Origin of the sequence: Candidatus Angelobacter sp. (assembly GCA_035607015.1) — a bacterium.
In the GTDB taxonomy this organism is placed as follows: domain Bacteria; phylum Verrucomicrobiota; class Verrucomicrobiia; order Limisphaerales; family AV2; genus AV2.
In genome coordinates, this window is record DATNDF010000113.1 from 1 (window position 1) to 11,247 (window position 11,247).

At 57.6% G+C, this 11,247-nt stretch carries 8 protein-coding genes and 2 pseudogenes; 8 read left to right on the forward strand and 2 right to left on the reverse strand.

The window, feature by feature from the left end; all coding sequences use genetic code 11:
- The 3 genes and pseudogenes from VN887_04820 (at window position 1) to VN887_04830 (ending at window position 4,635) form a co-directional block, all read left to right on the forward strand.
- Window positions 1–1,218: pseudogene (locus tag VN887_04820) on the forward strand (efflux RND transporter permease subunit).
- A 114-nt stretch (window positions 1,219–1,332) separates the two neighbouring features.
- Entirely contained in the window at window positions 1,333–2,757 is a 1,425-nt protein-coding gene (locus tag VN887_04825) for an efflux transporter outer membrane subunit (protein ID HXT39327.1), read from the forward strand.
- 531 nt (window positions 2,758–3,288) lie between these two features.
- On the forward strand, window positions 3,289–4,635 hold the full coding sequence (locus tag VN887_04830) for a hypothetical protein (protein ID HXT39328.1): 1,347 nt from the start codon (window positions 3,289–3,291) through the stop codon (window positions 4,633–4,635).
- A 168-nt stretch (window positions 4,636–4,803) separates the two neighbouring features.
- On the opposite strand, the gene VN887_04835 is transcribed toward VN887_04830, so the two are convergent.
- On the reverse strand, window positions 4,804–5,223 hold the full coding sequence (locus tag VN887_04835; protein ID HXT39329.1) for a secondary thiamine-phosphate synthase enzyme YjbQ: 420 nt from the start codon (window positions 5,221–5,223) through the stop codon (window positions 4,804–4,806).
- A 299-nt stretch (window positions 5,224–5,522) separates the two neighbouring features.
- Between VN887_04835 and VN887_04840 the strand changes: the two genes are divergently transcribed.
- From VN887_04840 to VN887_04850, 3 genes and pseudogenes are all read left to right on the forward strand, one after another.
- Window positions 5,523–5,855 (forward strand): hypothetical protein, encoded by a 333-nt coding sequence (locus tag VN887_04840; protein HXT39330.1) that lies wholly within the window; start codon window positions 5,523–5,525, stop codon window positions 5,853–5,855.
- 327 nt (window positions 5,856–6,182) lie between these two features.
- Window positions 6,183–6,623, forward strand: a complete 441-nt coding sequence (locus tag VN887_04845; protein ID HXT39331.1) for a hypothetical protein — start codon at window positions 6,183–6,185, stop codon at window positions 6,621–6,623.
- A 657-nt stretch (window positions 6,624–7,280) separates the two neighbouring features.
- Window positions 7,281–7,373 (forward strand): annotated as a pseudogene (locus VN887_04850) (YjbQ family protein).
- Window positions 7,374–7,424: 51 nt separating this feature from the next.
- Here the strand turns inward: VN887_04850 and lepB are convergent.
- Window positions 7,425–7,970: a signal peptidase I gene (gene lepB, locus VN887_04855; GenBank protein ID HXT39332.1), complete on the reverse strand. Its 546-nt coding sequence runs from the start codon at window positions 7,968–7,970 to the stop codon at window positions 7,425–7,427.
- A gap of 655 nt (window positions 7,971–8,625) precedes the next feature.
- Between lepB and VN887_04860 the strand changes: the two genes are divergently transcribed.
- Entirely contained in the window at window positions 8,626–9,867 is a 1,242-nt protein-coding gene (locus VN887_04860; protein ID HXT39333.1) for an aldose 1-epimerase family protein, read from the forward strand.
- Between the two features lie 84 nt (window positions 9,868–9,951).
- The coding region (gene lysA / locus VN887_04865) for a diaminopimelate decarboxylase (GenBank protein HXT39334.1) at window positions 9,952–11,247 on the forward strand (1,296 nt) is incomplete at its 3' end.

The window sequence follows — 11,247 nt, forward strand, 5'->3', positions numbered from 1 at the left end:
GCCGGCATCGTTTTTTTCTGTCTCGATCCGTTTGAAGATCGCAAAACGCCGGATCTCAGCGGCCCCGCCATCGCGGGCGAGATGAACAAACAGTTTGGCGCCATACAGGACGCGTTTGTCCTCACCGTGCCGCCACCACCCGTGATGGGCCTTGGCACCATCAGCGGCTTCAAACTCTTTGTCGAAGACCGTGCCGATCTCGGTTATGACGCGCTTTACCAGAACGTGCAGGGGATCGTCGGCAAAAGCTACCAGACCCCCGGACTCGCCGGCACGTTTTCGACCTTCACGGTGAACGTGCCGCAATTGGATGCGGACATCGACCGCGTGAAAGCCAAGCAACAGGGCGTGCCGCTCCAAAACCTTTTCGAGACGATGCAGATTTATCTCGGCTCGCTTTACGTGAATGACTTCAACCGCTTTGGCCGCACCTATCAGGTCATCGCGCAATCCGACGCGCAATTCCGCGACCGCCCCGAAGACATCACGCGCCTCAAAACCCGCAATGCGAACGGTCAGATGGTCCCGCTCGGGACACTCGTGAAAGTCAACGAGACACACGGGCCCGACCGCGCGATGCGTTACAACGGCTATCCCGCCGCTGAAATCAACGGCGGGCCCGCGCCCGGCTTCAGCTCCGGCCAGGCCGAGGCTCTCATCACCAGGCTTGCGAAGGAAACCCTGCCCAAAGGCATGACTCCGGAATGGACCGAGTTGACATATCAACGAATTCTTGCCGGCAACACCGCCGTCTATGTTTACCCGCTTTGCCTGTTGCTCGTGTTCCTCGTGCTTGCCGCGCAATACGAGAGCTTCCGCCTGCCGCTGGCGATCATCCTCATCGTTCCGATGTGCCTGCTGTTCGCCATCACCGGCGTCTGGCTGTCCCACGGTGACAACAACATCTTCACGCAGATCGGTTTGATTGTGCTGGTCGGGCTTGCGTGCAAGAACGCAATCCTGATCGTCGAGTTTGCAAAGCACAAGCAGGACGAGGGCGGACTTTCGCCGGTTGAAGCCGCCATCGAGGCGTGCAAGTTGCGCCTGCGTCCGATCCTGATGACGTCCATCGCCTTCATTGCGGGCGTGTTTCCGCTGGTGAAGTCGCACGGAGCGGGCGCCGAAATGCGCCAGGCAATGGGCATCGCGGTTTTTTCCGGCATGATCGGTGTAACCTTGTTCGGTTTGTTTCTCACACCGGTGTTCTATGTGGTTCTGATGAAACTCGGGCGGAAGAAAACGCCCGCCCCCGCTCGAGAATCAACGGGGCCAGCGGTGGGTTCGGCCGGAATCGCAACGGGCGCCGCGGCGGTTGCACTGCTGCTCGTTCCGATGTCCGCCAACGCCGGACTATTGACCGTCGGTCCTGACTACAAACAACCGACGAATTTCGTCCCCGCGAGTTACAAAGCCGAAGCGCTCGGCTCGTGGAAGGAAGGTCGGCCGCTCGACAACGTGCCGAAAGGCGACTGGTGGGAAATCTTCGGCGATGAGGTCTTGAATGACCTGGAGTTGCGGGCTGCGAACGCAAACCAGGAACTCAAAGCGGCGGTCGCCCGTGTGGACCAGGCCCGTGCGACTGCCCGTGTCGCCCGCGGCGATCTACTGCCGTCGCTTAACCTAGACCCCGGCTTCAACCGACAGCGGATTTCACCCAACCAGCAGCCGAGCTTCGGCCCGCTGACCGCCAACACCTTTCGCGCTCCGCTCGATTTGAGCTACGAAATTGATCTCTGGGGTCGCGTCCGGCGCGGATTTGAAAGCGCCCGTTCCGATGCGCAAGCGTCGCTGGCGGCGTTTTACAGTTTCCTGCTCACACTTCAGTCCGATCTGGCGCAAAACTACTTCGCGCTGCGCGCACTTGACGCCGAAATCGCGACCGTCACCGGAACAGTCGGCTTGCGCAAGGAACAGGTCCGGCTCGTGCGAAGCCGCTTCGAGGGCGGCATCGGCAGCGAGCTGGATGTCGCCCGCGCGGAAACCGAGCTGGCCACCACCGAAGCCGAGGCCGAATCACTCGCGCGCCGCCGGAACGAACTGGAAAACGCAATCGCCATACTGGTCGGCGACAATCCGTCCGTTTTCCGGCTCCCGGCTTACACCTCGAACGATTGGAACCCGCAGCCGCCGGTGGTTCCCGCGGGATTGCCCGCGGATCTGCTCGAACGCCGGCCCGACGTTGCCGAGGCGGAGCGGCAGCTTGCCTCGGCCAACGCGCGCATCGGCGTGGCCAAGGCGGCGTTCTTTCCGGTGTTAACCCTCACCGGTTCGGGCGGCTATGTGAGCGGCGACATCGACACCCTGTTCAAGTGGGACAGTCGCACGTGGTCAATTGGTCCAAGCCTTTCGTTGCCCATCTTTGCCGGCGGCCGCAATCGGGCGAATTACAAACGGTCGCTGGCGACCTTTGATGAAGCCGTGGCGCATTATCGCCAGCGAGTCCTCGTCGCATTTGGCGAAGTGGAGAACAGCCTTTCCGGTATTCGTCACTTGATTGATCAGGCCGCTGCGCAGGAACGCGCCGTCGCGAGCGCCCGGCGCGCCGCCGACCTGGCGCTGGACCGCTATCGGTCCGGCATCGTGAGCTATCTGGAAGTCGTGGACGCGAGCCGCGATGCGCTCCAGGCCGAGCGCGCCAACGCGCAGCTCGCCGGTCAGCGCCTGATCGCTGGCGTACAACTTGTCAAAGCACTCGGAGGGGGCTTCCAAACTGATGTCCGGGAAGCCTCGTTGCCGCACGAAATATCGAAGCGGTGACTCGCCTGGTTTACACACGACCATCAAAAAGAAACTGTATGAGCATCAACTACCATAAACCTGACGGCCTTCGCCATCCCGGACGATTGTTCGTGCTGTTGAACGAATTTGACTTCGCCGCATTCACAGTGCGCCCGCGCTACCCGGGTCTGGCCAGATCCGAAGCGCCCCGGAAGCGTGGTCGCGTTTTTAAAATTCACCGGAAAGGAATCCAGCCATGCCGGCCCTTGTCGCCCTGATGGTTTTTTGCATCGTTTTCTTCGGCCTGATCTGGCACGACCAGCCGCCCAGACGGCCTTCGAAATGATCGGACACATCATGACCACGAACGGGAAGAACGTTGAACTCAATATGAAACCGACCATTGAAATCAACGAAGGAAACTTCGAGAACGAGGTTTTGAAGTCGGACCGACCGGTCCTAGTGGGCTTTTGGGCGACCATGGGAGACACATCTCAGTTGCCCTTGCCATCCTTGATGTGCGTTTCGATTGGACTGGTTTCAAGGAGGAGTCCGGCTTAACATCCAAACATGACGGCGAAAGTCTGGCCGATTGCTTTCTGTTGCGGATTCGCCATGGCCCTGGCGACAGAAACCCAAGCGACTGACCGTGATCTGGCGCGTTTTGCCACAGCCAAGGAAAAGCAAATCCGGGAAAGCGCGGAAACCCTGACCAACAAGGTCCCGGCCATCGTTTGGAAGTTTTTTGATGCTGTGCGGGTGGATGACTGGGAAACCGCAACCAATCTAGCCGAGCAGATCCAGCAGGCGAGCGGACGCTATACCAATTCAGTGGCAAATGAATCCGTTTCTCCAGTGCTCAAGACACTGATCTGGCCGTCCATCAACGAAATGATCGGCACCTACGAACAGTATCACGAATGGGACAACAAGTGGTTGCATCGGTTTGGCAAGGAAATCATTGATTCGATTCCTGAAGGCAGCATCTATTTCGGCGGCACCGATCCCGGAAGATTCATCATTTCGTCGCTGATCGAGCCAAAGGAGGACGGAAAGCGCTTTTTTGTGCTGACTCAAAACCAATTGGCTGACCGCGCATATCTCGAATACTTGAGGAAGCGGTATGGCAAGAAGCTTTACATCCCCGGAGACGAGGATTCGCAAAGGTGTTTTCAAGAATATACGACGAACGCTCAACAGCGATTGGAACAAGGCGGTCTCAAACCTGGGGAGGATGTCCGCGTGGTCAACGGTCATGTTCAAGTCAGCGGCGCCGTCGCCGTCATGGCCATCAACGGTCTGCTGGTCAGGATCATTTTTGACAGGAATCCGGGCTATGAATTCTATGTCGAAGAAAGTTTTCCTCTCGACTGGATGTATCCCTATTTCTCGCCGCACGGCCTGATTTTCCAACTGCATGATAAACCGCTGCCGGAATTGGGCACCGCGCGCGTTGAAAAAGATCAGGACTATTGGAGGCAGCTGACGGGAGAATTGATTGGCAAATGGCTTGCGACCGACACGCCGATCAAGGAAGTCTGTGATTTCTCAGACAGGGTCTTTCTCGACAAGAACCTGGACGGATTTAAAGGCGACAAGGGTTATGTAAAAAGCAAAGAGGCGCAAAAGACCTTTTCCAAGCTCCGTAGTTCGCTCGCCGGCCTGTATGCTTGGCGAGCTGAACACGCCCGGGATACGGATGAAAAAGTTCAGATGCGAAACGCGGCCGATCTGGCTTTTCGTCAGGCCTTCGCGATCTGTCCGTATTCCCCGGAGGCCATCTACAATTATGCGATTTTTTTGGTAAAGTGCAAAAGGGCTGATGATGCCTTTCTGTTGGTGAAAACCAGTCTGCGGCTTGATCCCGAGAACAGCCAGCTTCGGGACCTCATCAAATGGATCAAAGCCGCACAGTGACAACGCAACAGATGGCAGGTCGGTCTCCTGATTGGGCGGAGGGTGATTGAAGTGCGGTCACCCGGAACGGTTCACACATCAGGGTTGGAGCACAATTCCAAGGCGGTGCATCGTGCCTGATCAATTATGGATTTGGTGACACTTCGACACCTGCTCATGGTTTTTGACTCACTCGCCGATAATCTTCACCAGCGCCCGCTTTCGACGCCGTCCGTCGAACTCACCATAGAAAATCTGTTCCCAGGGCCCGAAGTCCAGTTTGCCTTTCGTGATGGCAACGACGACTTCGCGGCCCATGACCTGCCGCTTGAGATGAGCGTCGGCATTGTCCTCTCCCGTGCGATTGTGCTGATACTGTGACGTGGGCGCGTGGGGCGCGAGTTTTTCCAGCCAGACTTCATAATCGTGCAACAGGCCCTCCTCGGCATCGTTGATGAACACCGAAGCGGTGATGTGCATCGCGTTTACCAGACAAAGGCCATCCTGAATCCCGCTCTTTTTCACCAGAGCCTCAACCGTGTCGGTGATGTTGACGAAGCCACGGCGGTTGGGGACTTCAAACCAGAGATGTTCTGTGAGTGATTTCATGGGCTTGATATGCCGGGGAATGAATCCCCAACTCAACGAGATTCCATCGGCGCCTCGTGGAATGATGCGGGCTGATCTCGTGCGAGATTCTGGCTGGAGAAAGCCATTTTCCGATGATCGTGGCCCTGATAGCGGACTGGACGGGAGATGGAGACTGAGTGGGCTGATTAACGCTTGACGCCATTCCAGTCGAGGGAGATTTTCCGGCTATGGACTACTCATTAAGCTCAGAAGGAACTTCTATTAGCGGCTTATCAAGTCAATTCATGCTGACACTGAATAGTTAGGCGCACTTTGATATGAGCGAATATTTCGTAGTTACCATTTGCTTCGTGATTTTAGGGTGCTATGTCTTTGCAGTTTTCCGCTGGTGGCATCGGCATCTGACTGCTCTTGCATCGCGTTATGATTTGGCCGAGCGCCGCAAGCGTGCGTCGCGTCAGTCTTTGATTGTGATGTTGCTGGTTTATCTTCCAGTACTGGCTGTGCTGCTTGTCAGTATGATTCGCTCGTCCGCCAGCGGGTTCTTCATCGTTTCCATTTTTATTTTGGCTCTGGCGCCGACTTTCATTTGGTATGTCCGGCAGATTCCGAAGCTTCGAGATTTAGGTTATTATGGAGGCCAGACATGAGCCGTACGCCTAACAAATCGCGAAGCTGTGTGAAGGCCCGGATTTGGTCATTTTGGAAAACGAAAAAGTGGTTCGAATCACTCTCGAAAAAAATAACAACGCGCCATAACCAAAATGTGAACGCCGATTTTTCCGCGCCTCTTACTCGCGGGGAGTTTTCACACAGACTCTCGCTGAAGGCAACGCGGAGTGGCGGTTCCAGTTCCGCTTCGCGGTTCACGTCATCTGGTCCCGCGTGCCTGAGCTTTCGCGGCGACGAAGTTATTCACCGTCGGCTGCGGCGGGGCATTCCTGGCGGCCCACCGCCCCGCCCATGAATAACTTCGGATGACCTATATCTGGACGTTAGTCAAACCGAACTATGCTCGTATATTTGGCTGTGCTATGACAGTCATCGGTTATAGGTGGGCGCTCATTCTTGCCTGCTTGTTGGTTGTTGCACTGCTCGCCCTTGCTTGGCACCTCGCGATGCAGTCCGCCGTACAACAGGCAGACGAGCGAGGGGTTTGGAGCGCGATAGTGGATTACGGGCGTTGCCGTGATGAGGCCTTTCGGTCCGAGCCTGAGCGTGCAGTCGAGCAGCTTTATATCATTGCCTGCTTACCCCCTCGACGGACCAACAGCCCCGGTCCTCTCCTCTGGATTGTGGAGCGGGAGCGGGACCGTGACATTCGTGAAGTGATTGCATATCTTCGCACGAAGACAGGTAAGGATTTAGGAGACGATCCGGCGAAGTGGATTGAGAAATATTCGGCAGATAAAAGATGACTTTGAGCCGAACAGGTCGTTGGAGCCAGCGCCGGTTGGCGCTGGCAGTTCCGCTGCGCGGTTAACGTCACGAATGTGGCATGGCTCAGTTTTTCGTTTAGCGGCAACCATGCATGAAAAAGTGCCCTTATTGCGGCAAGGAGTATTCAGATGAATATTCCGAATGCGCCATTGACCAGAATCCACTGGAGTCCTGCAATCCTGAGCCGCCTCCGCCAGCGTCCAACCCCGAAGCTCGGAGCGTGGAGTCCCCTACCAACATCAGTCAGGAGGATGCAGATACGAAAGAGCCGGATGGATTCCGATCCTTGGGCATGTTTGACCCTTTTGAGGCAGACCGTTTTTTGAAGCGTTTCACGCAAGCTGGCGTTCGCTTCCAAATAGACAGGATTGAGCGACGAGTGTTTACCAGCGGACGAGCATGGTCCGGAGCAGGGTATGTCACAAGGAATGCGATTAAGATATTTGTCCATAAGGATGACGAACAACAGGCCGCCAAAATAATTTCTGCGGATTGGAAGCTTTGATGTCGCCGAATCAGTCAGTAGGCGAACTGGTGCCCTGCGTTGCGGTTTCGAACCGCTGGAGAACGACACACTTTATCGGCGCAGCGTCAACCCGTCTCCGGCACCGGGCGCTCGCTGACCTGCATCCCGAAAGCTGGACTTGGGTCCGTGGGAGCAGATTATTTACGGGGAGTTCGATGGCCGACGGAAGAAGCGCTTACTCGTGAAAATCATCGGCGAGTGATTGACCGCTCCGTAGTCATCGGTCCAGGACGGCCCGATGGGTGCTCCCGCCTTACCGGGAAACCAGACCGACGAGATCACTGCGGTTGACGGCGCCATAGGAACGGCTGTCGTCGCTGACGGGCCGGTTGTCGCCCAGCACAAAATAGCAGTCCCTGGCGATCGCAAAGGTGCGGTTTCCCATTTCCCTGGGGGCGGTGTAGGTCTGGGTCGGCAGATAAGCCTCGGTCAGCGGGCGTCCATTGATGTAAACCTGGCCACGCCGCACTTGAATGGAGTCCGATGGCAGGCCGACGACCCGTTTGATCATGAGTTCTCCCCGTTCGCGGTCGCGCACGACCACAATATCGCCGCGCCGATAGCCGCGAAAGAACGGGAGCCAGCAATTGACCAGGCAATAATTGCCGGGTTTCAATGTGGGCAGCATGCTTTCCCCCTCCACCACGACCGTCGAAAGCACGAAGTGTTGGGCGAGTAGGAATGTGATGGTGGACCAAAGGAGGGTGCACAGGAGGATGTAGCCCCGCCGCGTTTCCGGCTTGATCAGGCCAAGGCCGCCGCACCTGATTCCCTTCGCTTCCCGGTCTTGAAGTTCCATACTGCGTTACGTCCGCTGCAATTGCCGCACGAAACCTGTTCGCGTTTCGTCCTGCCGCGCCAGAAATTCGCCCTGCAGTTTCAGTGCCAGCCCAGAGTGTCAGGGTCACACCGTTTTTCCGCGAACAATTCCGCTGCTGGTTGGACGTGGAAAAGCATCGGGTGTTCAACCGGCATTGGAGTTGCAATGCAAATGTGCTTCGGTCTTGAGCAGTGCTGGCCGGCAGAAAACCCGGCGTGACTCGATTAAACGGGATTTGATTTCCCGGGTTGAGCCGCTCCGGTCCCGCTCGTACGAAAAGCAGATTATCGGGCGGAACGCATCGGCCATGACCGAAAGGAACAAAAAATGACCTGGCCACCCTCGGCGAACAACTCGACGCATCCGTCCTCCGGCGCCACGTACAACACACAACACGCGCTGCCGCTTCCCTGTCAGCCGACATGGCGCGAGCAATGGCTTTGGGAACGAGTTTGTGCAGCGAGTCGTCTGCAATTGCTTGTGAAGCGCAGAGGAAAGCCGCGGAGAGAAGCGCCGCGGCGATTGGTTCCGCGCCCGCGGTTTGTCGCGTTTGCGTTTGCCAGTGTGGATGGTCGTTGGCACCATGCCGATCAAACCCATATGCGACAACAGGACTTTTTAGGAGTCATTTCTTATGTTCAAAGCCATCGCCGCGACCATGTTTGCTGTGATTTTCGCCTCCGCGAACGCAGCCGAGCCGTTCCGCAAGACCCTGACCAGCGCGGAGCATAACCTCCGCGTTGATCGGTGGGAGATCACCGGCCGCGGCCTGAAACTTGCGAAGAGCGGGGACTGGTCCGTGCGCAAATTCACGCTTCACGGCGGCAAACAGGAGGGTGTGGATCTGATCGTCGTGGACAATGGCCGGCTCAAGTTCATCGTGATTCCGACGCGCGGGATGGGCGTGCTGAAGGTCGAGCTGGGTGACGTGCGCCTCGGCTGGGACTCGCCCGTGAAGGAAGTCGTCCATCCGCAATTCATCAATCTGCAGAGTCGCGGCGGACTCGGCTGGCTCGAAGGATTCAACGAATGGCTTGTGAGGTGCGGCCTGGAATACGCCGGCCACCCCGGCAAGGACAAATTCATCAACAATGTAGGCGACGAAGCCGAGATGGATCTCACCGTGCACGGGCGCACCGCGAACATCCCGGCGTCAGAGGTCGAGGTGGTGATCGACCGCGACGCGCCCCACCGTATTCACGTTCGTGGGCGGGTGGACGAACGAATGTTCTACGGCCCGAAGCTCGAACTGCGGACCGAGATCTCGACCGAACCCGGTTCGAACTCGATTCGCATCGAGGATTCGATCAAGAACCTGGGCGCGTTCGACCAGGAGTTCCAGATCATCTATCACTCCAACTACGGCCCGCCTTTGCTGGAGAAAGGCGCAAAATTCATCGGCGCGATCAAACGCGTGACACCTTTCAACGCGCGTGCCGCCGAGGGTATGAAACAGTTGACCGATTACGAAGGGCCAACCAAGGGCTTCATCGAACAGGTCTATTGCGTTTATCCTTACGCCGATGAAAGCGGCCGCACGCTCGCGATGCTGGAAAACGCCGCGGGCGACAGGGCGGTGTCATTGGCCTTCCAGGTCGGACAGCTTCCATATTTCACACTCTGGAAAAACACCACCGCGCTCGAGGAAGGCTATGTGACCGGACTCGAACCGGGCACCGGCTTTCCCTACAATCGCCGCATCGAACGCCAGTTCGGTCGCGTGCCCAAACTCAAGCCCGGCGAAAGCCGCCGGTTCACCATCGATTTCGCCATCCACACCGGCAGGGACGAGATCAAACGCGTTGCGGACCAGATCGAACGCATTCGGGCCGGCCGGACGACGCAGGTGGATGCGGAGCCGGCAAAGGCGGAATAATTCCCTCCTTCGCCGCACGGGTTTCGTCGATTGAGAGCCTTTGGGTATTGAACCTCACCCGGCGCTTTGGCATAACTCCCGCCCGTGCATGATTTTCATTACGTGGCCGGCAAGCTCTGTTGCGATGGCGTTTCCATTGACTCGCTCGCCAAAAAGCACGGCACGCCGCTCTACGTCTATTCGCAGCGCACACTCGGGAATCATTTCCGAAAGCTCGACACCGCGCTCGCGCCGCTCGATCACCTCATCTGCTACGCGGTCAAGGCGAACTCCAATCTCGCCGTGCTGCGCGCTCTTGCAAACCTCGGCGCGGGCTTCGACATCGTGAGCGAAGGTGAACTGCGCCGGGTCATTGCCGCGGGCGGGTCGCCGAAGAAATGCGCCTTTGCCGGCGTGGGAAAGACCGAGCCGGAAATCGAATTCGCGCTGCGCCGCGGCATTTACTCGTTCAACGCCGAGAGCGAGCCGGAGCTGGAGCGGATCAATTTTGTCGCTGAGCGGTTGAAAAAAATCGCGCCGATTGCCGTGCGTGTGAATCCGAACATTGATGCCGGCACACATGCGAAGATCACCACCGGCACTTACGAAAACAAATTCGGCATCGCCTTCGAGCAGGTCGAAAGTGTCTATGCGCGCGCGAGCCGGCTGAAAAACCTGCGCCTGCGCGGCCTGCAGATGCACATCGGCTCGCAACTTACCGAGGTGAAACCGTTCGAGAAGGCTGTCAGGAAAGTTGTGCCCTTGGTCGAGAAACTGGCGACGAAATATCAATTCGAGTTCTTCAGCATCGGCGGCGGCCTGGGGATTGTTTATCAACCCGCGCTGGCCAGCGGCGCGCCGGATTGGTGGGCGAAACCGCAGGCAAAACACATCCTGACGCCTGCCACCTACGCCGCCACGCTCGTGCCGCTGTTGAAACCGCTGCGGCTGCGGATTCTCATCGAACCGGGCCGCTTCATCGTCGGCAACGCGGGCATTCTGGTCACGCGCGTCGAATACGTGAAGCGCACGGGCAAAAAGAACTTTGTCATCGTGGACGCGGCGATGAACGACCTGATTCGCCCCGCGATTTACGATTCGTATCACGAGATCGTGCCGGTGAAGCACAAGAACGGCCCGGCGATTTCGAGCGACGTTGTCGGCCCGGTCTGCGAATCCAGCGATTTCTTCGCGAAGAACCGTCCGCTGCCGAAGGTGGGAGAGGGCGATAATCTGGCGTTGATGAGCGCCGGCGCGTACGGCTTCGTGATGGCGTCAAACTACAACACGCGTTCGTTGGCGGCTGAAGTGCTGGTCAATGGCAACAAATCCGCCATCGTGCGCGAACGCCAGGATCCGCCGGAAATCTGGAAGGGTGAGAGATTGCCGGCGTGGTTGAAG